The sequence below is a fragment of the Nonomuraea longicatena genome (assembly GCF_039525605.1).
In the GTDB taxonomy this organism is placed as follows: Bacteria; Actinomycetota; Actinomycetes; order Streptosporangiales; family Streptosporangiaceae; genus Nonomuraea; species Nonomuraea longicatena.
The window spans coordinates 1-23,450 of sequence record NZ_BAAAHQ010000033.1; the positions used below are offsets into that span (position 1 = coordinate 1).

The 23,450-nt window shown below is 71.6% G+C and carries 24 protein-coding genes; 18 read left to right on the plus strand and 6 right to left on the minus strand.

Going from position 1 to position 23,450, the window contains the following annotated elements; genetic code table 11:
- From ABD120_RS27175 to ABD120_RS27185, 3 genes are all read left to right on the plus strand, one after another.
- A partial coding sequence (locus ABD120_RS27175; RefSeq protein WP_343952935.1) for a vWA domain-containing protein occupies positions 1-595 on the plus strand: 595 nt, incomplete at its 5' end.
- On the plus strand, positions 588-1,682 hold the full coding sequence (locus ABD120_RS27180) for an XdhC family protein (RefSeq protein WP_343952936.1): 1,095 nt from the start codon (positions 588-590) through the stop codon (positions 1,680-1,682). The genes ABD120_RS27175 and ABD120_RS27180, both read left to right, overlap by 8 nt.
- A 9-nt stretch (positions 1,683-1,691) precedes the next feature.
- Positions 1,692-2,270: a nucleotidyltransferase family protein gene (locus ABD120_RS27185; RefSeq protein ID WP_343952938.1), complete on the plus strand. Its 579-nt coding sequence runs from the start codon at positions 1,692-1,694 to the stop codon at positions 2,268-2,270.
- Here ABD120_RS27185 and ABD120_RS27190 read toward each other — a convergent pair.
- Positions 2,256-3,143, minus strand: coding sequence for an endonuclease/exonuclease/phosphatase family protein (locus ABD120_RS27190; protein ID WP_343952939.1), 888 nt, complete (start codon positions 3,141-3,143; stop codon positions 2,256-2,258). The two genes, ABD120_RS27185 and ABD120_RS27190, sit on opposite strands and share 15 nt — an antisense overlap.
- 85 nt (positions 3,144-3,228) lie before the next feature.
- Between ABD120_RS27190 and ABD120_RS27195 the strand changes: the two genes are divergently transcribed.
- The 5 genes from ABD120_RS27195 (at position 3,229) to ABD120_RS39905 (ending at position 6,793) form a co-directional block, all read left to right on the plus strand.
- Entirely contained in the window at positions 3,229-4,269 is a 1,041-nt protein-coding gene (locus ABD120_RS27195; protein ID WP_343952940.1) for an LLM class F420-dependent oxidoreductase, read from the plus strand.
- 156 nt (positions 4,270-4,425) lie between these two features.
- A complete protein-coding gene (locus tag ABD120_RS39900) occupies positions 4,426-4,551 on the plus strand; it encodes a putative leader peptide (RefSeq protein WP_425564043.1) in 126 nt (41 codons plus the stop codon).
- 94 nt (positions 4,552-4,645) lie between these two features.
- Positions 4,646-5,938 (plus strand): dicarboxylate/amino acid:cation symporter, encoded by a 1,293-nt coding sequence (locus ABD120_RS27200; protein ID WP_343952941.1) that lies wholly within the window; start codon positions 4,646-4,648, stop codon positions 5,936-5,938.
- Positions 5,939-6,231: 293 nt separating this feature from the next.
- The gene (locus tag ABD120_RS27205; protein WP_343952942.1) at positions 6,232-6,399 is read left to right on the plus strand and encodes a hypothetical protein; all 168 of its coding nucleotides are present in this window, start codon (positions 6,232-6,234) and stop codon (positions 6,397-6,399) included.
- Between the two features lie 31 nt (positions 6,400-6,430).
- Entirely contained in the window at positions 6,431-6,793 is a 363-nt protein-coding gene (locus tag ABD120_RS39905; protein ID WP_425564044.1) for a hypothetical protein, read from the plus strand.
- 144 nt (positions 6,794-6,937) lie between these two features.
- On the opposite strand, the gene ABD120_RS27215 is transcribed toward ABD120_RS39905, so the two are convergent.
- Positions 6,938-7,759, minus strand: coding sequence for an alpha/beta hydrolase (locus ABD120_RS27215; RefSeq protein ID WP_343952944.1), 822 nt, complete (start codon positions 7,757-7,759; stop codon positions 6,938-6,940).
- Between ABD120_RS27215 and ABD120_RS27220 the strand changes: the two genes are divergently transcribed.
- The 3 genes from ABD120_RS27220 to ABD120_RS27230 all read left to right on the plus strand — a co-directional run bounded on the left by ABD120_RS27220 (position 7,760) and on the right by ABD120_RS27230 (position 10,557).
- The gene (locus ABD120_RS27220) at positions 7,760-7,909 is read left to right on the plus strand and encodes a sigma factor-like helix-turn-helix DNA-binding protein (protein ID WP_343952945.1); all 150 of its coding nucleotides are present in this window, start codon (positions 7,760-7,762) and stop codon (positions 7,907-7,909) included.
- A 3-nt stretch (positions 7,910-7,912) separates the two neighbouring features.
- On the plus strand, positions 7,913-8,944 hold the full coding sequence (locus ABD120_RS27225) for a hypothetical protein (RefSeq protein ID WP_343952946.1): 1,032 nt from the start codon (positions 7,913-7,915) through the stop codon (positions 8,942-8,944).
- Between the two features lie 74 nt (positions 8,945-9,018).
- Positions 9,019-10,557, plus strand: coding sequence for a protein kinase domain-containing protein (locus tag ABD120_RS27230; RefSeq protein WP_343952947.1), 1,539 nt, complete (start codon positions 9,019-9,021; stop codon positions 10,555-10,557).
- A 209-nt stretch (positions 10,558-10,766) separates the two neighbouring features.
- Here the strand turns inward: ABD120_RS27230 and ABD120_RS27235 are convergent, their stop codons facing one another.
- A complete protein-coding gene (locus tag ABD120_RS27235; RefSeq protein ID WP_343952948.1) occupies positions 10,767-12,497 on the minus strand; it encodes a glycoside hydrolase family 9 protein in 1,731 nt (576 codons plus the stop codon).
- 153 nt (positions 12,498-12,650) lie between these two features.
- On the opposite strand from ABD120_RS27235, the gene ABD120_RS27240 reads away from it, so the two are divergent.
- The 6 genes from ABD120_RS27240 (at position 12,651) to ABD120_RS27265 (ending at position 17,701) form a co-directional block, all read left to right on the plus strand.
- Positions 12,651-13,688, plus strand: a complete 1,038-nt coding sequence (locus ABD120_RS27240) for a M24 family metallopeptidase (protein WP_343952950.1) — start codon at positions 12,651-12,653, stop codon at positions 13,686-13,688.
- A 25-nt stretch (positions 13,689-13,713) separates the two neighbouring features.
- On the plus strand, positions 13,714-14,274 hold the full coding sequence (gene efp, locus ABD120_RS27245) for an elongation factor P (RefSeq protein WP_343952951.1): 561 nt from the start codon (positions 13,714-13,716) through the stop codon (positions 14,272-14,274).
- Between the two features lies 1 nt (position 14,275).
- On the plus strand, positions 14,276-14,686 hold the full coding sequence (gene nusB, locus ABD120_RS27250; protein WP_343952952.1) for a transcription antitermination factor NusB: 411 nt from the start codon (positions 14,276-14,278) through the stop codon (positions 14,684-14,686).
- A gap of 408 nt (positions 14,687-15,094) precedes the next feature.
- Positions 15,095-15,829: a methyltransferase domain-containing protein gene (locus ABD120_RS27255; RefSeq protein WP_343952953.1), complete on the plus strand. Its 735-nt coding sequence runs from the start codon at positions 15,095-15,097 to the stop codon at positions 15,827-15,829.
- A 27-nt stretch (positions 15,830-15,856) separates the two neighbouring features.
- On the plus strand, positions 15,857-17,098 hold the full coding sequence (gene dinB / locus ABD120_RS27260; RefSeq protein ID WP_343952955.1) for a DNA polymerase IV: 1,242 nt from the start codon (positions 15,857-15,859) through the stop codon (positions 17,096-17,098).
- A gap of 204 nt (positions 17,099-17,302) precedes the next feature.
- Entirely contained in the window at positions 17,303-17,701 is a 399-nt protein-coding gene (locus ABD120_RS27265) for a DUF3040 domain-containing protein (RefSeq protein ID WP_343952956.1), read from the plus strand.
- Positions 17,702-17,772: 71 nt separating this feature from the next.
- Here ABD120_RS27265 and ABD120_RS27270 read toward each other — a convergent pair whose 3' ends face one another.
- Genes ABD120_RS27270 through ABD120_RS27280 form a run of 3 tightly spaced genes read right to left on the minus strand, consistent with a single transcriptional unit; the run spans position 17,773 to position 22,471 of the window.
- Positions 17,773-20,217 carry a transglutaminase TgpA family protein gene (locus tag ABD120_RS27270; RefSeq protein ID WP_343952957.1) on the minus strand — a complete coding sequence of 815 codons (2,445 nt, stop codon included), beginning with the start codon at positions 20,215-20,217 and terminating at the stop codon, positions 17,773-17,775.
- Positions 20,214-21,476 (minus strand): DUF58 domain-containing protein, encoded by a 1,263-nt coding sequence (locus tag ABD120_RS27275; protein WP_343952958.1) that lies wholly within the window; start codon positions 21,474-21,476, stop codon positions 20,214-20,216. Before ABD120_RS27275 ends, ABD120_RS27270 begins: the two co-directional genes overlap by 4 nt.
- Positions 21,473-22,471 (minus strand): AAA family ATPase, encoded by a 999-nt coding sequence (locus tag ABD120_RS27280; protein WP_343952959.1) that lies wholly within the window; start codon positions 22,469-22,471, stop codon positions 21,473-21,475. Before ABD120_RS27280 ends, ABD120_RS27275 begins: the two co-directional genes overlap by 4 nt.
- Before the next feature lie 487 nt (positions 22,472-22,958).
- Here ABD120_RS27280 and mraZ point away from each other — a divergent pair, with 487 nt between their 5' ends.
- Entirely contained in the window at positions 22,959-23,390 is a 432-nt protein-coding gene (gene mraZ / locus ABD120_RS27285; RefSeq protein WP_343952996.1) for a division/cell wall cluster transcriptional repressor MraZ, read from the plus strand.
- Positions 23,391-23,450 lie beyond the last annotated feature (60 nt).

The following is a 23,450-nucleotide window of genomic DNA, read 5'->3' on the forward strand; positions in this document are numbered from 1 at the left end:
CCGGCGGCGCACGCTCCGCGAGGCGCTGCGGACCGGCGAGGTCCTCCGGCTGCGGCGCAGGGACCACACCACCCGGCCGCGCGAGGTGGTGCTGTTCGTGGACGTCAGCGGCTCGATGGCGCCGTACGCCGAGACGCTGCTGCGCTACGCGCACGCGCTGGTGCGGGCCGAGCCACGGGCGACCCGCGTGTTCTCCGTGGGCACCCGCCTCACTCCCGTCACCTCCGAACTTCGTCACCGCGACGCGGGCACCGCGCTGGAGGAGGTGTCGCGGGTGATCCCGGACTGGAACGGCGGCACCAGACTCGGCGAGGAGCTCCACTGGTTCCTGAGGAACCACGACGCGCGGGGCGCGGTGGTCGTGATCGCCTCCGACGGCTGGGAGCGCGGCGACCCCTCGCTGCTCGCGGCCCAGATGGCCAGACTCGCCCGGCAGGCCCACCGGATTATCTGGGTCAATCCCCATAAAGGGTACGAAGGGTATGAACCGCTGACCGGAGGGATGCGGGCCGCCCTGCCGTACATCGACGACCTCGTGGCCGGGCACAGCCTGGCCGCCTTCGAGGAACTCAGTGAAAGGCTCGCCCATGCGTGACGTGCTCCCCGAGATCATCCGCTGGTGGGAATCAGGCCGGAGGTTCGGCCTGGCGACCGTGGTGAGCACCTTCAGCAGCGCCCCACGCCCCCCGGGCGCCGCCATGGCCGTCCACGGCGACGAGGTCGCGGGCAGCGTCTCGGGCGGCTGCGTCGAGGGCGCCGTCTTCGAACTGGCCACGACCGTCGGCGAGCCGGTCATGCAGCGGTACGGCGTCAGCGACGACGACGCCTTCGCCGTGGGACTGACCTGCGGCGGCATCATCGACATCCTGGTCGAGCCGGTCTCCCGGGAGACCTTCCCCGAACTCGGCGACATCCACGACTCGGTACGGCGCCACGAACCCGTCGCCGTCGCCACCGTCATCGGCGGGCCCGGCCGGATGGGCGCCAGGCGCGTCGTCTGGCCGGAGCGCTCCTCCGGCTCGCTCGGTTCCGAGCGCCTCGACGACGCCGTGGACGACGACGCGCGCGGCATGCTCGCCCAGGGCCTGACCGGCGTCAGGCGCTACGGCGGGCACGGCGAGCGCCGCCTGGACGACCTCCCGGTCTTCGTGCAGTCCTTCGCCCCGGCGCCCCGCATGCTGGTCTTCGGCGCCATCGACTTCGCCGCAGCCGTCGCCCGCGTCGGCAAGTTCCTCGGCTACCGGGTGACCGTGTGCGACGCCCGGCCCGTCTTCGCCACTTCCAAGCGCTTCCCCGAGGCCGACGAGGTCGTGGTCAAGTGGCCGCACGACTACCTCGCCACCCAGCACGTGGACGAGCGCACGGTCATCTGCGTGCTCACCCACGACCCCAAGTTCGACGTGCCGCTGCTGGAACTGGCCCTGCGCACCGGCGCCGGGTACGTGGGGGCGATGGGCTCGCGCCGTACCCACGAGGACCGGCTGGCCCGGTTGCGCGAGAACGGTCTCACCGACGGTGAACTCGCCCGGCTGCGCTCGCCCATCGGACTCGACCTCGGCGCCCGCACCCCGGAGGAGACCGCGATCTCCATCGCGGCCGAGCTCATCCAGCTCCGCTGGGGCGGCAGCGGGCGCCCGCTGAGCGAGACCAGCGGGCGCATCCACCGCGACGCCGCAGGGTAGAAGGCGGAGATGAACGGATCTCTGGTGGCCGGGCTGCTGCTGGCGGCCGGGCGCGGGGCGCGGCTGGGCACACCCAAGGCGCTGATCGAGTACGAGGGGGAGCGGCTGGTCGACCGGGGGGTGCGGCTGCTGGAGGACGGCGGCTGCCACCCGGTCGTCGTCGTGCTGGGGGCGGCGACCGTACAGGTGCGCGGGGCCGTCGCGGTGCGCAACCCGGACTGGAGCAGCGGCATGGGCTCCTCGTTGCGGATGGGGCTGGCCGCGTTGCCGCCGGAGGCGCCCTCGGTGGTGGTGGCGCTGGTCGATCAGCCGTTCGTCACCCCGGCCGCCGTCGCCGCGCTGATCGCCAGCGGCGCCGAGGTCGCCGTGGCCACGTACGGCGGCCGCCGCCGCAACCCGGTGCTGCTCACGCGGCCGCACTTCGCCGAGGTCGCCGAACTGGCCGTGGGCGACGTGGGCGCCCGGCCCTTCCTGCGCAGGCACCCCGAACTGGTCACCGAGGTGCCGTGCGACGGCATGGGCAGTCCGATGGACATCGACACCCCCGAGGACCTGGCCCGGCTGCGCGGCTCCTCACAGGCGCAGTGAGGCCAGCGCGGCGCGGTGGTCGCTGCCCACGGCGGGAGCCACACCCGCCCTGGTGGCGGTCATGCCCTTGTAGAGGATGTGGTCGGGCCGGGTGATCGGGAACGAGGACGGCCAGGTGAAGCCGAACCCGTCGCCCGCCTCCCGCTGCGCGTCGAGCAGCGGCGGTGTGAGCCCTGACATGCCACGGTCGGTGGTCGCGGTGTTGAGGTCGCCCATGAGCAGGATGCGCTTGCTGCGGTCGTCGTCGACGAGCCTGCGCGCGTGGGCCAGCGACTTGTCGCGGAAGGCGGTGTGGCCGGGGCGGGCCGAGGCCAGGTGCATGACGTACACGGTGATCTTGCCCTTCGGGGTGCTGACCACGGTGCGCAGCGCACGCGGCCAGCCCAGGCCGACGTCGAGCTTGCTCTGCTCGCTCAGCGGCCAGCGGCTCCACAGACCGACGGTGCCGACGGGGTACTTGTAGCGGAACATCCGGTCGAGTTGCCGGGCCGCCGGGCCGCCGGGGGTGAGCTCCTGGGCGGCCACCAGGTCGAGCCCGTCGGCGATCTTCCGCATGGCCTGGCCGGAGTCGCTGTTGGTGACACCGACGTTGACGGTGGCCACCCGCAGGTCGCTGGAGCCGCCCGGCGGAGTGCGCAACAGGGTGGAGCCGAACATGACGGCCCACACCAGGCCGGGCACCAGCGCGACCGCGGCGGCGACGGTCGAGCGGGCCATGAGCGCGCCGAGAAGCAGCAGGGGGACGGCCAGGCCGACCCACGGCAGAATCGACTCCCAGACCGGGGTGAAACCGCCCAGTTCCGGAATTATCCGGTGGCCCGCGAGTGCGGCGGCGAGCAGGACGGACACGACGATGACGACGCGACTCAGCACCCGTCCCACGCTAGCCGCTGTCGGGCCGTCGCGCGGACAGGCTACCCTAAGAGCCGAACATAGTTCTGTTACCAGGGAGTCAGGCATGCGGATCGGTATGACGCTGAACTACGCGGGCGGCTTCAAGGAGACGGTCGCCGAACTGGCCGACTACGAGCGGGCGGGGCTCGACATCGTCTTCGTGCCCGAGGCCTACAGCTTCGACGCCGTCAGCCAGATGGGCTACATCGCCGCCACGACCCAGCGGCTGGAGATCGCCTCCGGCATCCTGCCGATCTACTCGCGCACCCCCGCGCTGCTGGCCATGACCGCCGCCGGGCTCGACTACGTCTCCGACGGGCGCTTCACGCTGGGGCTCGGCGCGTCGGGGCCGCAGGTGATCGAGGGTTTCCACGGGGTGCCGTACACCGCGCCGCTGGGCCGTACGCGGGAGGTGGTCGAGATCTGCCGCAAGGTCTGGCGGCGGGAGCGGCTCACCCACGAGGGCCGGCACTACACGCTGCCGCTCCCGGCCGGGCAGGGCACCGGGCTCGGCAAGCCGCTCAAGCTCATCAACCACCCCGTGCGCCCGCGGATCCCGATCGTGATCGCCGCCATCGGGCCGAAGAACGTGGAGCTCACGGCCGAACTGGCCGAGGGCTGGGAGCCGATCTTCTACGTGCCGGAGAAGGCCGCCGACGTGTGGGGACCCGCGCTCGCGGCGGGCCGGGCCCGGCGTGACCCGGCGCTCGGGACGCTGGACACGATCGCCCAGGCGCCGCTCGCGATCGGCGACGACGTGAGCGGGCTGCTGGAGCTGGGGCGGGGGATGGCGGCGCTCTACATCGGCGGGATGGGCGCGAAGGGCAAGAACTTCTACAACGAGCTGGCGCGGCGCTACGGCTACGAGAAGGAGGCCGAGCGCATCCAGGACCTGTACCTGGAGGGCAAGAAGGAGGAGGCGGCGGCGCTGGTGCCGGAGGAGTTGCTGGAGCGGACGTCGCTGATCGGTTCGGAGGGCTTCGTCCGCGACCGCCTGCGGGCGCTCGCGGACTCGGGCGTCACGACGCTGAACGTCACGCCGATCGCGGCGACGCACGAGGAGCGCCTGCGCCTGGTGGAGCGCGTGCGGGAGCTCGCCTCCTGAGATTCTCCCTGTCACGGCGGAGCCCTCCTGACGCCTCCCCGGGTTCCGCCCCGACGGCCTCTCCGGCGCCACTCGCCCCACCGCCCGCGCCCCCGCCACGACGCCCCGAACCCGTCGGCCCGTGTCTCAAGGGAGTTTGTGGGGTAGATCACAAGTATGGGTGGAATATGGCGGGTTAGGGAGGTGTTGGGAGTGTCCGTGAGGTTTTCGGTGGTGATTGTGTGGCTGGTCGAGCGGCTGCACATCGACCTGTGCCGGGTGACCGGCAGCAGCTGTCGCTGATCGCGCGCGAGACGCGCTCGATCGCCAACCCCTTATCACCCCTCCCTTTCATGCCGTCCTGCCGCGGCATGCGTGACTTCGGAGTCTTCCTCACGTGAAGAGATTCGGTTTCTCCCTTCAGCTGCTCACCGGACTGGTCGTCGGTGTCGCGCTCGGGTTCGTCGCCAAGATCTGGGACGTCACCTGGCTCGCCGAGACCCTGACCCAGGTCGGCAAGATCTTCGTCCAACTGCTCAAGCTGGCCGTGCCGCCCCTGGTGTTCACCGCCGTCCTGGTCAGCGTCGCGAACCTGCGCAACGTCAACGGCGCCGCCAGGCTCGCCTCCAAGACCCTGTTCTGGTTCCTCGTCACCGCCGCCGTCTCCGTCGCCTTCGCGATCGGCCTCGGCCTGATCATCAACCCCGGCCAGGGCATCACCCTCGACCTCGGCGCCGCCAAGGCCGTCGACACCGAGGGCGCCGGAACCTGGGCCGACTTCATCACCGGCATCGTCCCGACGAACATCGTCACGGCGTTCACCGAGCTCAACGTGCTCCAGATCGTCTTCCTGGGCATCGTCCTCGGCGCGGCGGCCATGGCGGTCGGCGAGAAGGCCGAGCCGTTCCTCAACTTCAGCCGCTCGGTCCTCGAACTCGTCCAGAAGGCGCTGTGGTGGGTCATCCGCCTGGCCCCGATCGGCACCGCCGGTCTGATCGGCAAGTCCGTCGCCACCTACGGCTGGGACCTGCTGGCCCCGCTGGCCAAGTTCAGCGCCGGGGTGTACATCGGCTGCTTCATCGTGCTGCTGGCCGTCTACCCGACGCTGCTGGCGCTCGTCGGCAAGGTCAGCCCGGTGCGCTTCTACCGCAACACCTGGCCCGCGATCGAGCTGGCGTTCGTCTCCCGCTCCTCGGTCGGCACGCTCCCGCTCACCCAGCGGGTGACGATCGAGCGCAACGGCGTGGACCGCGACTACGCCGCGTTCGCGGTGCCGTTCGGCGCCACCACCAAGATGGACGGCTGCGCCTCGATCTACCCCGCCCTGGCCGCGATCTTCGTGGCCCAGGTCTACGACATCCCGCTGGGCGTGGGCGACTACCTGCTCATCGCCTTCGTCTCGGTGATCGGCTCGGCCGCGACGGCGGGTCTGACTGGCGCGATCGTCATGCTCACGCTGACCCTGAGCACCCTTGGCCTGCCGCTGGAGGGCGTCGGGCTGCTGCTGGCGATCGACCCGATCCTGGACATGATCCGCACGGCCACGAACGTCGCCGGGCAGGCCGTGGTGCCCGTCCTGGTGGCCCGCTCCGAGGGGCGTCTGGACGAGGCGGTCTTCAACGCGCCGCCGCAGGACCTCGACTCCGCTCCGGCCAAGGCCCCGCGCGACGCCGAGCCCGCGCTGGCCTGACCGTCCGTGAGCACGCCGGAAAGGGCGGGGAACCGTACAGGCTCCCCGCCCTTTCCATTGCCGGAATTCATTTGTGCGGCGACACGGAATTGCGCCGGTCTGTGGGTGAATGCAAAATCCTTGTTTCCTGAAAAATCCGCCCCTTGTGTGCGCCGGCCGGCGAATGTACCTTGATCACCAACAGCGTGATCTTGGTCTGACGGGGGCGCCCGAGAATACGTCCCGGCCTCGGTCGCGTCACTCCACGGCAAGAACTGTGACCTCCATCCGAGCGATTCAAGGGGCACCCGTTCATGCGTTCGACCGGAAGAGTCCTCCTCGCCACGCTGATCCCCCTGGGGCTGCTGCTGACCACGGCCCCGGCGCGTGCCGACACACCCGACCCCGTGAGCTGGCCGAAACCGAGATTCATCTCCTACAACGTCTGCGGCGCCAAATGCGACATGTACTCCCTCGGGTAAAACCGCGTGGCGCGACAACATCGTGAGCGCCATGGACCACTGGGACGCCGACGTGGTCATGTTCCAGGAAATGTGCCACGGGCAGTGGACTTTCCTGCGCGACCTTCTTCAGGGCCGCCCGAGCGGGCCCAAATACGACTCGGTCTGGGGCGCGAGCCTCCCCTCCGCGAGGGGCTGCGGGAAATGGGGCGGAGACTCCGACCGCTTCGGCCTGGCGATCTTCGTCGCGGCGGCACCGGCGTCTTCCAGGAAGTCGACGAGAACGACAAGTCGTACTTCGGCGCAGCCAGCTGCGCGCAGGCCGCGGACCGCTGCCGTAGCGGCGAGGCGACCGCGCAGCCTCCCTGCTCGCCTCACGCGAACCCGCCCGGGAAGATCGACTACATCTTCCTGAGCTACTACTGGTTCAGGAACGTCAAGGGGGACGTGGCGGCCTGCACCCCCGGGATGTCGGACCACCACCTGCTGCGCGGCGCCGCCTCCTGGGCGAACTGAGCACCGGCCCCTGCTCCGCACCGCCCGGAACAGGGGCCGCCGCTCAGCACGCGGCGTTCCTCGGGACGACCCGGTCGGTGAAGTAGCGGTTCATGTGGGCGCGGGCGCACTCGTTGTCCAGGTACAGCGTGTGGCCGGGGCCGTCATGGGCGATCAGGCCGCTGCCCGGGACCTGGGCGAGCACCGGCTTCACGAGGTCGGACTCCCGCCAGGCCCCCGCGCCGAGGAACGGCGGCAGCCCCTTCGGCATCGGCTTGGGCGGGTTGGTCACCGGCAGCGGCCAGCCGACGCAGCCGAGCATGGCGACATAGGTGAACGGCTCGCCGGTGTTCGGGGCGACCTTGCGGGATCTGGCTCGCATCGACTCGACCTCGGCCGCACTCGCGGGGCGGGGGAAGTCGAGGCACTCGGTGAAACCGGTGGGCACCCCGATGTACGGGAGGCGAGCTCCGGCGGACGCGAAGCCGGAGGCGTCTCCCGCCTGTGCCTTCTTGATCGCCTGACCCAGCTTCACCCATTCGGCGGGGCCCCGGTAGACCATCCCCAGTGCGTGGCCGCGCAGGTCGCGCCCGTCGTAGTGCACGCCCGCCGTCGGGGCGGGGATCGGGTTCCGTTCGGCCTTGGCGACCAGGGTCTGCCAGACCCTGGTCGGGTCGGATCCGATCCGCGAGCAGGCGGCGTCCTTCTCGCACCAGTCGAGGAAACGGCGGAACAACGACTCGTTGGCCTTGGCGTCCGCCAACTGGAGCCGTTCCCATTCGCCGGTCGCGACGTGGCTTCCGGAGCCGTCGAGGGCCAGGGTGCGCACCCGGCCGGGATACAGGCGGGCGTAGGTCTGGCCGTAGGTCCCGGCGTAGGAGGCCACGTGCTCCGCTACTTCGAGGACCTGACGGAGGAGCAGACCGCCGTCACACTCGGCTGCGCGGTGGGGACCGTCAAGAGCCAGGCCAGCCGGGCGCTGGCCAGGCTGCGGGTCGATGAGTCGGTCGTGTCAACATTCGCGAGAAAGGGGTAGCCCATGCCCGTCGACCAGCATGAACTGCGTGAGATCCTCCGGGAGAGGAGTGCTCCGGCGGCCGGTCGCCCGATCCCGTGGGCGGCGCTGCGCCCCCGCGCGCGGCGGCGCCCCGCCCTGCTCGCGGTGGCCGCGACCGCCTTGGCGATCGCCGTCCCCGGCGGCCTGATCACCGCCTGGCAGAGCGCTCCCGCGAGCGTGGGCGCCAAGGCCGAGCCCTCGACGGGGCCGACACGGACCATCACCGTCACGCCCGCACCGGGACCCGGGAACGGCAGGCCCGGAGGGAGCCTGCCCGAGAGGTTCACGGGGCCGGACGGCACGCTCTACCGGCGGATCGCGACGAGGGAGTACGACTCGGCCGAGGGCACCACCCAGCGGTTCGACGTGCCGCTGACCGGCAAGCCGATCGCCGTCCTCGCGGTGTGCAAGGACCGCCACGAAGCGACGAAGATCCCGATGGCGCCGGTGATCACGGTCCGCGTGCCCGGTGCTCCCAAGACGTACAGGCTGGTCTCGTCGCCGACGCTGACCCGGAGCTGCATGCACGACAGGGCCGCCGACGTGGAGCCACTGCCGCAGCGGGCCCGACGTGCGACCGTCACCGTCATGGGCGCCGATCGGCAACGGGAGCGGGTGAGTCTGGGCGTCTACGAGTGGTCGGCTCCCGACCGGCCGGCCGGGATCGTGCCACCGAAACCGAACACCTCCGCAGGTGCCCGGCTGCTAGCCTCGAAGAGCGTGCGGTGGCCGGCGCAGCGTGAGCTGACCCTCGCCGTGCCCGCCGGTCGCCGCGAGCAGTACGCGTCGATCGCCTGTGCCGGCGTTCTCGCCCACCGGCTCGCGATCGAGATCCTGGCCGACGGCGAGTCCTGGGCGCGCGGGGCGCTGTGCGGCCCTGCGGGCACCGGGGAGTTCTTCGCGCTGCCCGCCCGCGCGCGGACGGTCACCATCCGGCCCGTCCTCACGCACGCCGGGCACGCGAGGCTCCCGGGCGCGATGACGGCGGGGCTCTACGACCGTCCGGGCCGGTGACGGACGAGGGAGAACCACCCGCCGAGCCCTCTAAGGTTGGGGCAATTGCCAACTTGATAAGCATTGGCGGGTATATGTCCGACGAGACGACGGCAGTGATCGCCGACCGGTACCGGCTTGAGGAGCTCATCGGCAGGGGAGCGGCCGGCGAGGTGTGGCGGGCGCACGACGAGCGCGCCGACTGGGCCGTGGCCGTCAAGATCCTCACCGCCGGCCCGCACACCGGCCTCACCGAGTACGTCCAGGCCGTGGCCAAGGTGATCCACCCGAACGTGGCCATGGTCCTCGACATCGGCGCGCAGGACGGCGCCCCGTACCTGGTGATGGAGTACCTGACCGGACTCAGCCTCGGCGAGGAACTCGCCGGGCACGGCCCGCTCGGCGTCGTCGAGGCGTGCGACCTCGTCGGGCAGGCCGCCTCCGGCCTCGACGCCGCCCACCGCGAGGGCATCGTCCACGGCGCGGTCGATCTCGGCAGCCTGCGCCGCGCGGGCGGAGGCGTGCTCAAGGTCACCGGCTTCGGCAGGCACCCCGAGGGTGCGGCCACCGCCACCCCCTACCGCGCGCCCGAGCAACTCGACGGCCCGGCGGTTCCCGCCTCCGACCTGTACGCGCTCGGCTGCGTCCTGTACGAGCTGCTGTGCTCCCGCCCGCCCTTCACCGGGGAACCCGACGAACTCGCCGCCCTCCACCGGGGCGCGGACCCCGAGCCGCCCACGGCCCACCGCCCGGCGATCCCCGCCGAGCTGGAGGAGCTGATCCTGTCCATGCTCGACAAGGATCCCGCCGCCCGCCCGCGCAGCGGCGAGACCGTACGGCGCCGCCTGGCCTCGATCGCCCGCCCGGGGGCCACCCAGCGCACCGGCCCCCTGCCCGCGATGACCGACGCCCACGGCGTCCCGGTCACGGGTCTCCCCGGGTCGCCCGGCGAGCCCGACCTCGAAACCACGGACGCCACAGCCGCGACAGCCGTGCACGGCGCGCCGGGACGGGCGGGCGACACGGCGGTCTACGACGGCCCCCTCGTCGAGAAGCCGGCCGATGAGCGCGTCCAGAACCGCAGGCTGGTCATCCAGCTCGTGGCGGCGCTGGCCGTGATCGGCGCCGTCACAGCGGGCTTCCTGGTGCTGTCCGGCAGGGACCGGCCGGTCGCCGCCCCCACCTCCGCCGAACCGAGTGTCCCCGCCGTCACGGAGACCCCCTCGCTCGGGACGGTCGAGACCGTCTATCCGACCCCGACGCCGCTCGACCCGAACGGCGTCGTGGCGACGTTCGGACCCGGCGGCCCCGACGACGCGGTGAACCCGCCGGTGCCCAGGGACACGACGAACCTGCGGCAGCTGCCGCCCGGCGGGTGGACGCGCTTCCTGTCCCACATGGAGCAGGCCCTGAGCGCCCAGCAGCAGCAGGACGGCATCGGCGCGCCGCTCGCCGAGGAGACCAGGCGGCGCATCGCCGAGGCGATGGCGGAGGCCCGTCAGGGGCGCGAGGAGGAGGCCAGGCAGCGGACCCTGGCGCTCGCCGCCGACCTGGTCAGGGCCGAGCAGAGCGGCGAGCTCACTCAGGGGGGCGCGCTGTCGGCCTTCCTGACCGAGTGGGGCCTTCGCGGCTGAGCGGGCCGAGGCTTAGTGGGCCGAGGAAAGCGGCGACGCCGGCGGCTCGCAGGAACAGCGGCGGCCGGAGGGCCGCAGGAACGGCGACTGCGGGCGGGGCGCTCGGACGGCGGCGGCCAGAAGGCCGTGGGAACGGCGGCGGTCAGAAGTCGTGGAACGGCGACGGCCCGCGTCGCGGTGCGACGCGGGCCGTACGGGAGCCGTGAAGGTCAGTCGCGCGACATCAGCGTCATCGCGTACAGGGCGATGGCGGCGAAGTCGTCGGCGGGCTCCGAAGCCTGCCACGACCGGACGTCGTCGACGAACCGGCTGCCCTTGCCGGTGAACTCCGCGTAGCGGTCGACCCCGTCGGCCGGGCAGGGGCGCATCCGGTCCATGTGCCCGCCGAGCCCGCTCTCGAACAGCGAGACGTTGTTCGGCCCGTTGACGACGGCACCGGTCGGCGGCCGTCCGGTGATGTTGGACATCTGGTAGTGCGGGCAGGAGATCGCGTTCTCGCCGACGCCGGAGACGAACGAGACGCCCCAGGCGTTGGCGCCGAAGGCCCAGCCGCGCTGGCGGGTGCCGAAGGCGTCGTAGGCACGGTCGCCGGTCACCCCCCGGTACAGCCGCGAGGTGGCGGCCAGGCCGAACGTCCTCGGCACCGAGTCGAACTGGTCGTAGCGGGCGCCCGCGTGGAACGGGTCGCTCGCCGCCCGGGTGGCGCCGATCTCCAGCTGGGCCTTCAGGTCGCCGATGAGCTGGTCCTGGGTGACGGCGAGACCGCCGGCGTGCGCCTTGCGGATGGCCTTGACCAGGTCGGCGTGGGCCAGCGCGCTGACGTCGTACAGGTTGAGGGTGTCGCCGCCCGCGTCGTGGGAGAGGTACTGCCCCGCCCAGTGCGCGGCCTGCTTGAGCCACTCGCCGGCGCGCGGGTCGCGCAGGCGGAGCGCGGCGAGGGCCAGTTCGGCGCCGCCGAGCTCCATGTCGTCGCGCCAGATGCTCTCCGGGTAGAAGGCGTGCGGCAGGGAGGTGACGAGCTGGCCGACGTTCTCCGTCTTGGCCATGGCGTAGATCGACGCGCCCTTCTCCAGCAGCTGCCTGGCCCGCGCCCGCGACGGCTCGACCTGCGCGGCCAGCGCGAAGGCCGCCGCCGTACGGCCGGCGAGGTTCGGGCTGATGGGCTGGCCGGGGGCGGCGGCGCGGAAGACGGGCCGGTGCTTGATGTACTTCTCGGTGGAGGAGTCGTCCTCCTCCGGCATGCGCCAGATGTCGTGGTCGCCGGCGAAGGTGCCCTCGGCGTTGCCCGCTCCGATGCCGACCTGGATGTAGAGCGTCTTGGTCTTCTCGTCCCACATCTTGTCGAGGTACTCGGTGCCGTGGCGGGCCTCGTCGAGCAACCTCGGGTCCACGGCGCCGTCGCGCTTGGCCGCCCACAGCAGGGTGTCGACGTAGGCGAGGATGTGGGTGAACTTCAGGTAGTCGCCTGCGTCGAACCAGCCGCCGGAGACGTCGACGGGACCGCCGTCGAGCCTGGTCAGGTCCCCCTTGATCTGGTCGGTGCCGGGGTTGGTGAAGGTGGGCCAGTCGTAGACCTGGGCGGCCTTGTCCCCGGCGTGCCACCGGTCGCGCTGGCCGTTGAAGAACGTGACCACCTTGGCGGCGGGTACGGTGAGCGACATCGGCGGCGCGACGGCGAACTCGGCGGAGGTCAGCCCGCCCGCCTTGACCCGGTAGGAGCCCGGCCGGCGCAACGGGGTCAGGTCGAGCTGGTAGACGTGGCGGTAGGTGTCGTTCCACGCGCCGAGGTCGCGTCCGGCCGTGCCCTTGTGGACGACCCTGCCCCGCCGGTCCACGACGGTGAAGGGCAGCGGCCGGTCGGCCATGAGATAGGCCTGTTTGGTTTCTCCCGGCGCGAATCCCACCTGGTCGATGCGGATGTGCGACGCGCTCTGTGCCATCGCTGGACTCCCTGAGATCAGGACCGTTAACGCGGCGAAGGCTGCTGCGAACTTCATGGGGGGCTCCTTCAGGAAAGGTTAGGAAACCTTACTAACCCTGCCCGCACGCTAGTGGCGGGGGCTCGCCAAGGTCAATACGCGTACATTGACGAAATGACCGTGAACCACGCGGCGCGCCGGCGCGCCCTCGCCGCGCTGCTGGAGGAGCGGGCCGTACCCGCGCTGCTCGTCACCTCGCTCGTCAACGTGCGCTACCTGACCGGTCTCGACAGCAGCAACGCCGCCGTCCTCGTGCGCGCGGACGGCACCGCCACGCTGGCCACGGACTCCCGCTACATCGAGGCGGCCCGGGACCTCGACGTCGAGGTGGTCGAGTCGTCCGACGTGGCGGGCGGCCTGGCGGCGCCGGGCACGGGGATCGAGGCCGAGCACGTGACCCTCGCCGCCCGCGAGCGGCTGGGCGAGGGCCTGGTGCCCCTCGGCCCGCTGGTCGAGGGGCTGCGGAAGGTCAAGGACGAGGCGGAGATCGACCTGCTGCGTACCGCCTGCGCGATCTCCGACCAGGCATTCCAGGACGTCCTCGGGCGGATCCGGCCCGGTGTCACCGAGCGCGGCGTCGCCCGCGACCTGGAGTACCGCATGCTCGAACTCGGCGCGGACAAGCCCGCGTTCGACTCCATCGTCGCGGCGGGAGAGAACGGCGCCGTCCCCCACCACGCGCCGACCGACCGTCCCCTTCGCGCGGGCGACCTGGTCACCCTCGACTTCGGCGCCAGGTATCGCGGCTACCACGCCGACATGACCCGCACGGTCGGCCTCGGCGCGCCCGCCGCCTGGCAGCGCGAACTCCACGACCTGGTCGCGGACGCCCAGCGGGCGGGCAGGCACGCCGTCGCGCCCGGCGCGGACGTCAAGGACGTCGACGCCGCCGCCCGCTCGGTCGTCGCGGCCGCAGGGCACGGCGAGCACTTCAGGCACGGCCTCGGACACGGCGTCGGCCTGCTTGTCCACGAGGAGCCGTTCCTCGGCCCGTCGCGGACGGGTAGACTTGAGGATCGAGTTCCGATCACCGTCGAGCCCGGGGTGTACCTCCCGGGGCGGGGCGGGGTCCGCATCGAGGACACGCTGGTGACGCGTGCGGGCGGGCCGGAGCTCCTCACGAACACGACCAGAGAGCTGCTCGTCCTGTAGAGCGGCCGCATACGGGAGATAACGCGTGGCGACGACCAACGACCTCAAGAACGGCATGGTCCTGAAGCTCGACGGCGGCGAGTTGTGGGCCGTCGTGGAGTTCCAGCACGTCAAGCCGGGCAAGGGCGGCGCGTTCGTCCGCACCAAGCTCAAGAACGTGCTGTCGGGCAAGGTCGTCGACAAGACCTTCAACGCCGGCGTCAAGGTCGACGTGGCCAACGTCGACAAGCGCGAGATGCAGTACTCCTACAAGGACGGCGACGACTTCGTCTTCATGGACACCGAGACCTACGACATGGTCAACGTGAGCGCCAAGACCGTCGGCTCCGCCGCCGACTACATGCTGGAGAACACCACGGCCACCGTGGCCTTCAACGAGGGCGCGGCGCTCTACATCGAGCTGTCGGCCGCGGTCGAGCTGCTCATCGCCAGCACCGAGCCGGGCCTGCAGGGCGACCGCTCGACCGGCGGCACCAAGCCCGCCACGCTGGAGACCGGCGCCGAGATCAAGGTGCCGCTGTTCATCACCACCGGCGAGAAGGTCAAGGTCGACACCCGCAGCGGCGAATACCTCGGCCGGGCCTGAGGTGTCGGCACGCGGCAAAGCGCGCAGGCGGGCCCTCGACATCCTGTTCGAGGCCGAACTCCGTGACGAGAGCCCCCTGAGGATCCTGGACGAGCGGGTGGCGCGGCGCGAGCCCCCGGTCAACGAGTACACCTCGGCGATCGTCGAGGGTGTCGCCAGGCACCTGGACCGCATCGACGAGCTGATCGCCACCTACGCCGAGGGGTGGACCCTTGAGCGCATGCCCGCCGTCGACCGCAATCTCCTGCGCGGCGGCACCTATGAGCTGCTGTGGATGCCCGACGTGCCGGAGGGCGTGGTCATCAGCGAGTGGGTGCACCTGGCGGGCGAGCTGTCCACCGACGAGTCGCCGACGTTCGTCAACGGGTTGCTGGCCCGCTTCAAGCAACTCAAGCCGAGTCTGACGCTCTGAGACGTCCCTCCTTCGCGTGAGGGCCGCGCCGCCGTCCTTCGTTCACGTGACGGCCGGGCCGCGCCCACGCGCCACCCGCCGTCCTCGCGCACGGCCTCCAGGGTGACGCTTCTCACCGCCCATGCCTCCCGCCGTCACGGCGGGACGTCGAGCGGCGCGGAGCGTGCCCCTGGAGGCCGCACGCCCGGCTGCGGGGTGGCGGGTGGGGTGGCTGTGCCGTGACGAAGAGTAACGATCTTCAGGTAAACGGGAGAATCACCCCGAGGTGACACCGAGGCCCCCGCGCCCGGTCCGCCCGCTCCCTTACGCTCTGCGCACCCCAGCGTGTGCGAACTACGCGTAGGCTGGGGATCCGACGTTCGTGGCAGTCGGCGGCCACGGGGTTCGACGCGCTGAGGGGAGACGTACGTGACCAGAAGCCCGGTCCGCACCGCTGTGGTGTGGGAGGCGCTGCGGGGGGCGCTGGCCGCGCGGGCGGCGGAGACCGGGCGCGGGGCGCTCGACATCGTCGACGCGGGCGGCGGCACGGGCGGTTTCGCCGTTCCCCTGGCCGAACTCGGTCACGCCGTCACCGTCGTCGACCCGAGTCCCGACTCCCTCGCCGCGCTGGAGCGCCGGGCCAAGGAGCAGGGCGTCGGCGTGCGCGCGCTGCAGGGCGAGGTCGCCGACCTCGGCGACCTGCTGGCGCGCGACAGCGCCGACCTGGTGCTGTGCCACAGCGTCCTTGAGTACGTGGAAGACCCGATCAGCGCGCTGACCGCCGTGTCCGGCGTGCTGCGCCACGGGGGCGCCGTCAGCGTGCTGGCCGCCAACCCCGTCGCCACGGCCGTCCACCGGGCGCTGACCGGCCACTTCGACGAGGCCCTCACCGTCCTCGACGACCCCCTGGGCCGCTGGGGCGAGCGCGACCCCGCGCCGCGCCGGTTCACCTCCGAGGCGCTGACCGAACTGCTGGGCGTCACCGGGCTCGACGTCGGGCAGGTCCACGGGGTGCGCATCTTCGCCGACCTGGTGCCGAGCCGCCTGGTCGACGGTGAGCCCGGCGCCACCGAGCACCTCGTCGCGCTCGAACAGGCGGCCGCCACCCATCCGGTGCTGAGAGACCTCGCCGCCCAGCTCCACGTCCTGGCCCACAAGCGATAGAACGCCTGTTCGGATAGACTTCTTGACGTGGCACGCAAGCAGCTCACCGGCATCGGCCCCCCTCCGGAGACGGGGGCCGACGACAGCGGCTGCCCGATCCTGCACGTCGACATGGACGCCTTCTTCGCCAGTGTCGAACTGCTCGAACGGCCCGAGCTGAACGGCAGCCCGGTGATCGTCGGTTCCCCCGCCGGGCGCGGCGTCGTCCTCAGCGCCACCTACGAGGCCAGGGCCTTCGGCGTCCATTCGGCGATGCCGATGAGCCGGGCGCGGCGGCTGTGCCCGCAGGCGGTGGTCATCCCGCCCGGCCACGGCAAGTACTCCGCGGTCTCCAAGGGTGTGATGGAGATCTTCCATGCGATCACCCCGCTGGTCGAGCCGATCGCCTCCGACGAGGCCTTCCTCGACGTGGGCGGCGCGCGGCGGCGCGTCGGCCCGCCCGCCCGGATCGCCGCCCTGATCCGGGCGCAGGTCAGGGAGAGGTACGGCATCACCTGCTCGGTCGGGGTGGCGAGCAGCAAGTTCGTGGCAAAACTTGCCTCAAAACAGTGCAAACCGGACGGTCTGCTGGTGGTGCCCGCCGACGAGGTCGTGGCCTTCCTCCACCCGCTGCCGGTATCGGCGCTGTGGGGGGTCGGCGAGCGCACCGAGCAGGCCCTGGTGCGCCTCGGCATCCGCACGGTAGCCGACCTCGCCAGAGTGCCCGTGACGACGCTCCAGCGCGAACTCGGGGCCGCGGCGGGGGCCCACCTGTCCGCGCTGGCCTGGGGGCGCGACGAGCGCGCCGTGACCGCGCACACTCCCGACAGGAGCATCGGCAACGAGGAGACCTTCGCCGCCGACGTGGACGATCCCGAGGTGATCAAGCGGGAGCTCCTGCGGCTGGCCGAGCGCGTCGCCGCCCGGATGCGCGAGAGCGGCCACGTGGGCAGGACCGTCAGCGTCAAGCTGCGCCGTGCCGACTTCTCCACCATCACCCGCTCGCGCACCCTGCGCGAGCCGACCGACGTGGCCCAGGAGATCTACTCGACCGCGTGCGAACTTTTCCTCGCCGCCGGTCTCGAGCGGGTCCGCCTGCGCCTGGTGGGGGTCCGTATGGAGAATCTCAGCCCGGCCGGGACGGCATCACGCCAGCTCAGTCTGGGTGCCAGGGAGACCGGTTGGCGTGAGGCCGAACAGGCCATGGACAGGGCGATCCGGCGTTTCGGTCCTGACGCGGTACTCCCGGCGTCGCTTGTCCGCGCTCGACTTGATGAAATGGAGGCATGACGCCCATGTCCCAAATGCTCCAAAATGGAGGAATGGGAGCTGTGCCGTACGGGGGATCGTCGCCTCCGGTTTGGTCTGCGTTGGACGTTTCCTTTCGCCTACGTCTACAGGCTCGTATTCTGGGGATAACCGACCGCGAGGTTCGGACACCCCGTGTCGTCCGTTGCCGTCTTCCCCGTCCTGGGGCCGTCCTTGGGAGGCGCCGTGCCGCTCTCTGAGCACGAGCAGCGCTTGCTCGACCAGATCGAGCAGGCCCTCTACGCCGAGGACCCGAAGTGGGCCAACACCGTACGGATCAGTGATCCACGCAGCCACTACAAGCGGCGCCTGATCAAAGCCTCCGTCGGCTTTGCCCTCGGCATCGTCTTGCTGATGGTGGGCGTGGTGATCCCCAATATGATCCCGCTCAGTGTCGGCGGTTTCGTGGTCATGCTCGCCGCGTGTCTGTGGGGCCTGTCCAGCTGGAAACGCATGAACGGATTCGGTGATCCGGGCTCCTCCGGTCCCGGCGCACCACCGCCGGGCAAGGGCGCCAGGAAGAGCCGAGGCTCGTTCATGGAGCGCATGGAGGAGCGCTGGCGCCGTCGTCACGACGAGCGCTGAAACTCCGATCAAGCGAGTGCCGGGCCGCCCCGTGAAGGGGACGGCCCGCACACCCGCTCAGCGCCGCCGGTTCAGGTGCGCCTGCCCGCCGTGCGCCGCAGCCTGATGTTCTCAAGCCGGTCGAAGCCGTCCAGCAGACTCTCGCCGAGCGCCCGGAACCGCCGCAACGTCGACGGGGGCAGCAGCACCGCCCGGATCCGCCTGCCGCGCGACACCGTGGCCGCCAGCGCCCGCCGCACCCGCTTCAACTCCCCGCCCAGCGGCGCAGAAGGACCGGGAACCCGGGCGAACAGCGCCCGCTCCACCGAGTCCGTGATCGCGGTCAGCGCCGCCGCCGACTCGGCGTCGAACTCGTACTGCCGGGTCAGCCGTCGTGCCAGCGCCCTCGGCGTCTCACTGGCTCCCCGCGCCATCCCGTAGTCGTGAAGCACGTCGTCGAGTTCCGCCCAGGCCGCCGCGACCTGCACCTTCTCGCCGCCGGACGCCCGCACGCCCACGTGTCCCGGCTGTCCAGGCGGCACCGTGCCCGTCCGGCCGAGCGCCCGCACCCGCCGCCTGCGCGTGACCACCCTGATCGCGGCCGGGATGAGCAGCACCAGCGCCAGCGCGGCCACGCCGATCGCGATCCGCAGGGCCACCGGCATCGGCTCGTCCTCGACTGTGGCGGCCGGCTGCAGCAGCGCCTCACGGTCGTCGGCGTTGCGCTGACCGGCCCCCGCGCTCTCCGGGGCGCTCTCCTCGCCTCGGTCCGTGGCGCCCGGCGTCGGGGCGCTCGCGGCGTCGTCCTCCGGCTCCTCCTGCGGCACCGAGTAGTCGGGCACCCGCGCGCTGCCCTGTCCGGCCAGGCCCGACGGGGTCGGCTCGAAAGCCAGCCAGCCGGCGCCCTCGAAGTACAGCTCGGGCCAGGAGTGCGAGTCGCTGGTCGAGACCGTCCACTGGGCGCCGGTCTTCACCCCGCCCGTGTAGCCGATCGCCACCCGGGCGGGGATGCCGAGCGAGCGCGCCAGCAGCGCCATCGACATGGCGAACTGCTCGCAGAATCCGGTCCTGCTGCTCAGCAGGAAGTCGCGCAGCGCCGAGGTGCTGTGGCCCTGCGTGCGCAGGTTGTAGGTGAAGTTCCCCGTCTTGGTGAACCACTCCTGCAGGCGTACCGCCGAGTCGTAGCGGGACTCGGCGCCGGCCGTGACCCGCCGCGCCAGCGCCCTGATGTCGTCGGGAAAGTCGCCGGGCAGTTGCAGGTAGCGCTCGTCGATCGAGGGCGGGGTGTCCGGCAGCGCGCGCAGCCGCGCGGCCGTGGGCCGAGGCTCGGTCGTGGTCACCTGGTAACGCAGCCCGGAGGCGTTGTCCCTGGTGGAGAACACCATCAGCGTGTCGACGTCGGCCCGCCAGTCGCCCTCGACGTTGACCGTCGCCGGCGCGTACGGCAGCGGCAGGAACTCGAGATTGGCCACCTCCTCGCTGACCGTGATGTCCGTCGTCACACTGGAGACCGGGACGGCCCCGGTCAGGCCGGGCGGCGGCGGCAGCGGACCCTCACTGGTGCGGTTCTCCGGCTCGCCCTCCGGGTTGGTCATGCTGAACTGCTCGCCGTTGAAGGTGTCCAGCGCGAAGATCCGCAGATAGCGCGGCCGGTCGTCGTCGCTGGTGTAGGTCATCACGGTACGCCGTGCGGGCAGCTCCAACTGGCCGCGCAGACTGGTCACCGGGTTGGGGATACTGATCGAGTTGCCCCGGCCGCCGCTTCCGGCGCCGCCCACCCCGAAGGTGAAGAACGAGACCGGCTGCAGCGGCGGCACCATCGCGGGCACCAGCACCGCGAGCACGATCGCCGCGAACCCGATGCGCTTGCCCGACAGCCGCAGCCCCCTCGTGTCGCCCACCGCCCCGCCCTGTGCGTCGGCCGGTGCGTCGGCAGCCGGCCGGGTGCTGCGCACCAGGACCGCGCGCCCCCAGTGGCCGACCCGCTCACGCCCGTCGGCGACCAGCAGCCCGGTGAAGCCCAGCGCGGCGAGCACGAAGGCGGGCCAGCTGATCGGGTCGGGCAGGATCGTCGCCGGTACGGTCGCCAGCGCCAGGATCGGCAGCCCCGCCAGCGCGGCGCGCCGCATCCGGGCGGCCAGCAGATCGACCGTCACCGCGATGAGCCCCACCCCGCCCGAGGTCAGCAGCGAGATGCCGGGCAGGTCGCCGGGCACCGGCGCGGCGAAGCGCTGGATGTCCTCCCATCCGGTGCCGACCAGCGCGGCCAGTTCGGCCAGCGACCCCTTGGTGGGCACGACCAGCAGCCACGCCTTCTCACCGGCGAACGACGCGGTGAGGAAGACGCCGAGGCCCGCGAGGCTCACCAGCCCTGCCGCCCACGTGGGCAGGGACAGCCGGCCGCTGAGCACACTGGCCGCGAGTACGGTGAGCACCGCGCCGATCGAGGTCCACAACCAGCCGGCGCCCTCGAACAACTGGTAGAGCAGGGCGGCCGCGCAGAGCGTGGCCAGGGCGGAGGCGATCGACAGCCTCATGCCGCACCTCCTGTGGAATCGAGTGCGAACCGGCTCCGGCCGGCGGCTTCCTGCCACACCGAGGAGACAGGCAGCCCGGCGGGCAGCCGGACGACCCGCCAGCCGTAGTCGGCCAGCAGCGTCTGCACGGCCCGGTGCCGCTCGTCGGTGCCGGGCTCGGCGCCGTCCCAGGTCTGCACGTCGAGCAGGACGGCCACGCCGGTGATGCCGCTGTGCCTGAGCCTGGCCAGATCCCTGGCCTCCTCCGGGTCGATCGCGCCGAGCACCGCGACGAGCAGGCCGTCGCCGGTGCCCTGGCGCAGCGCCGAGACGCCGATCTCCAGCGACCGGGCCGGACTGTTCTTGATCACCGCGAGTGTGTCGAGCAGCGACCCGCCCAGCCCCGAGTCCGCCAGGTGCTCGCGCCCCTGGTCGGTGACCAGCCGCAGCCCGAGCCCCTCGTGGGCCAGGTGCGTCCCGATGGAGGCGGCGGCGGAGACCGCCACCTCGAACGAGGAGCGCGGGCCCTCGCCCCGGTGCGCCGACCTGCGGGTGTCCAGCAGGAGGGCGCCGCGGCTCTGCCACTGCTGCTCCTCGCGCCGCACCATCAGTTCGCCCCTGCGGGCGGTCGAGCGCCAGTGGACGCGCCGCAGGTCGTCGCCCTGGCGGTACTCACGCGGGGCGACGTCGTCGTCGCCCGCCGCGGCCACGCTCCTGGTGCGGCTGTCGCCGCCGCCGGTCCACTCGCCGGACAGCCGGATGTGGGGGAGGGCGTGCACCTGGGGGGTCACGGTCAGCGTGTCGCTGATGGAGAACGCGCGGGTCAGCTCCACCAGCCCGAACGGGTCGGTGATGCGCACCGACAGCGGGCCGATCGTGAAACGGCCGCGCAGGTCGGAGCGGACCCGGTAGGCGATCTCCCTGACGCCCCTGGCCTCGACCCGGTCGAGGACGAAACGGGGGCGCACGCCCAGGGCGTACGGGACGGTGTCCTCGATGAGCAGCAGGCCGGTCGGCAGCCGGGTGACGTTCTCCAGCCGCAGCGTCACCGTGGCCTCGCCGCCCACCTCGCCGCGCACCGGGTCCAGCCGCCGCGCGCAGCTCAGCCGGTAGCGGGTGCGGGCCACGACCAGCGCGGCCAGCAGCGGCAGCGCGGTGACCAGGACGCCGATGCGCAGCAGGTCCTGCTCGCCGAGGAACAGGGCCATGAGCAACGCGGCCACCCCGGCGGCCACGAACGACCTGCCCCGGGAGGTGAGCGCGCCCAGTCCCGTTCTCACGCCCGCCGCTCCGGGCCGGGTCCGGTGCCGGAGTCGGGTACGGGCACCCGCCTGACCAGTTCGGCCACCACCTGCTCCGGCATCCGCCGCTGTCCCTGGGCCTCGATGCTCGGCAGCAGCCGGTGCGCCAGCACGGGCACGGCCAGCTCCTGCAGATCGTCGGGGATCACATAGTCGCGCCCGCTGAGCGCCGCGTTGGCCCGCGCCGCGCGCACGAGTTGCAGCGTCGAGCGCGGTGAGGCGCCCAGGCGCAGGTCGGGGGAGTGGCGGGTGGCGACGACCAGGTCGATCGCGTACTTCTTGACCGGCTGGGAGACGTACACGCCGCGCACCGCCTCGATCAGCGCCCGCACCTCGGCGGTCGTCGCGACCGGCTCCAGCTTGTCCAGCGGCGAGGTGCCGCCGTGCACGTCGAGCATCTCCAGCTCGGCCGACGGCTCGGGGTAGCCCATCGCCACCCGCGCGGTGAAGCGGTCGCGCTGGGCCTCGGGCAGCGGGTAGGTGCCCTCCATCTCGATCGGGTTCTGCGTCGCGATCACCATGAACGGCGTGTCGAGCTGGTAGGTGTTGCCGTCCACGGTGACCTGGTGCTCCTCCATGCACTCCAGGAGCGCCGACTGCGTCTTGGGGGAGGCGCGGTTGATCTCGTCGCCGACCACGATGTTGGCGAACACCGGGCCCGGCTTGAACTCGAACTCGCGCGTCTGCTGGTTGTAGGCGCTCACTCCGGTGATGTCGCTCGGCAGCAGGTCGGGGGTGAACTGCACGCGCCGTACCGGGCAGTCGATGGAGCGGGCGAGCGCCTTGGCCAGCATCGTCTTGCCCACGCCGGGCACGTCCTCGATGAGCAGGTGCCCCTCCGCCAGCAGCACGGTCAACGTGAGACGGACGGCCTCGCCCTTGCCCTCGATGACCGACTCGATCGCCTGCCTGATGCGGTGCGCGGTGGAGACGAGCTCGTCGAGCCCGTGAGGGATGTCATGGGTTACTGCCACCAGGCCTCCAGCGAGAAAGTGTGACGGCCGTCCCGCCGGGAGGGTGCCGTTACGGGAGCCATGCCATTCCTTTTCCATTGTGTGTACCGACCCTACGATGCTGGGGGTTCATGGGCGACTTTTACCGATTTTCCGCCGCCCGTCATGGTGTTCCGTAGAAGAGACCTGTTGAAGTCGCATACCAGCAGGTGCCGGGTCGGCTCGTGTGCCTCGCGGGCGCTCCACCTTCCTCCACGCCCCCCGTCCGCGTGCCCGGAAGGCCCGGTTTTCACGAGCGTTTCAACCCTCGACACGCCCGTGAGGGTTGGCGCGGCGCCGCGCGCCCTCCACCTGGCCGCATCGCTCTGACCTGGGGTGACGCGCGCCGAAACGGCTGTGAGCAGGGTTGTAATCAGTTGACGGTGGGGAGAAGTGGAGTATGGTGGTGCGCAGTGGAGGGCCGGTGCACCAGCGCCAGGCGTTTCACGAGGCACGGGAGGTGGCGCCGATGTTTCTCGGCACCCATCAACCGCGTCTTGACGACAAGGGACGGCTGTTCCTGCCGGCTAAGTACCGTGAGGAGCTGGCGGAGGGTCTTGTGATCACCAAAGGCCAGGAGCGATGCCTCTACGTCTTTCCCGTGGAGGAGTTCCAGCGCATTACCGAGGCTCTCAGCACCGCCCCGGTCACCGCCAAGGCGGTGCGTGACTACAGCCGTGTCCTGTTCGCCAGCGCGTCCGACGAGACTCCCGACAAGCAGGGGCGCATCACGATCCCGCAGAGCCTGCGCGTGTACGCGGGCCTGGAACGCGACTGCGTGGTCATCGGGGCCAACACCCGGCTGGAGATCTGGGACTCGCGAGCGTGGGAGAGCTATCTGAGCGCGCAGGAGCAGGCCTTCGCCGATCTGTCGGAGGAGGTGCTGCCAGGGATTCTGTGAAACGTCACGGTCGATCCGTCGGAGTCGTCGTTCGGCGAGGTCTCCACCCGCAACCACTGC

Bases quoted from the DNA above. Each gene is read 5' to 3' on its own strand.
- ABD120_RS27235 (WP_343952948.1), bottom strand. From the start codon at position 12,497: ATGGCACAGAGCGCGTCGCACATCCGCATCGACCAGGTGGGATTCGCG.
- ABD120_RS27205 (WP_343952942.1), top strand. From the start codon at position 6,232: ATGCGTTCGACCGGAAGAGTCCTCCTCGCCACGCTGATCCCCCTGGGG.
- ABD120_RS39900 (WP_425564043.1), top strand. From the start codon at position 4,426: ATGGGTGGAATATGGCGGGTTAGGGAGGTGTTGGGAGTGTCCGTGAGG.
- ABD120_RS27225 (WP_343952946.1), top strand. From the start codon at position 7,913: ATGCCCGTCGACCAGCATGAACTGCGTGAGATCCTCCGGGAGAGGAGT.
- ABD120_RS27270 (WP_343952957.1), bottom strand. From the start codon at position 20,217: ATGAGGCTGTCGATCGCCTCCGCCCTGGCCACGCTCTGCGCGGCCGCC.
- ABD120_RS27230 (WP_343952947.1), top strand. From the start codon at position 9,019: ATGTCCGACGAGACGACGGCAGTGATCGCCGACCGGTACCGGCTTGAG.
- ABD120_RS27180 (WP_343952936.1), top strand. From the start codon at position 588: ATGCGTGACGTGCTCCCCGAGATCATCCGCTGGTGGGAATCAGGCCGG.
- ABD120_RS27240 (WP_343952950.1), top strand. From the start codon at position 12,651: ATGACCGTGAACCACGCGGCGCGCCGGCGCGCCCTCGCCGCGCTGCTG.
- ABD120_RS27195 (WP_343952940.1), top strand. From the start codon at position 3,229: ATGCGGATCGGTATGACGCTGAACTACGCGGGCGGCTTCAAGGAGACG.
- ABD120_RS27185 (WP_343952938.1), top strand. From the start codon at position 1,692: ATGAACGGATCTCTGGTGGCCGGGCTGCTGCTGGCGGCCGGGCGCGGG.
- mraZ (WP_343952996.1), top strand. From the start codon at position 22,959: ATGTTTCTCGGCACCCATCAACCGCGTCTTGACGACAAGGGACGGCTG.
- ABD120_RS39905 (WP_425564044.1), top strand. From the start codon at position 6,431: ATGGACCACTGGGACGCCGACGTGGTCATGTTCCAGGAAATGTGCCAC.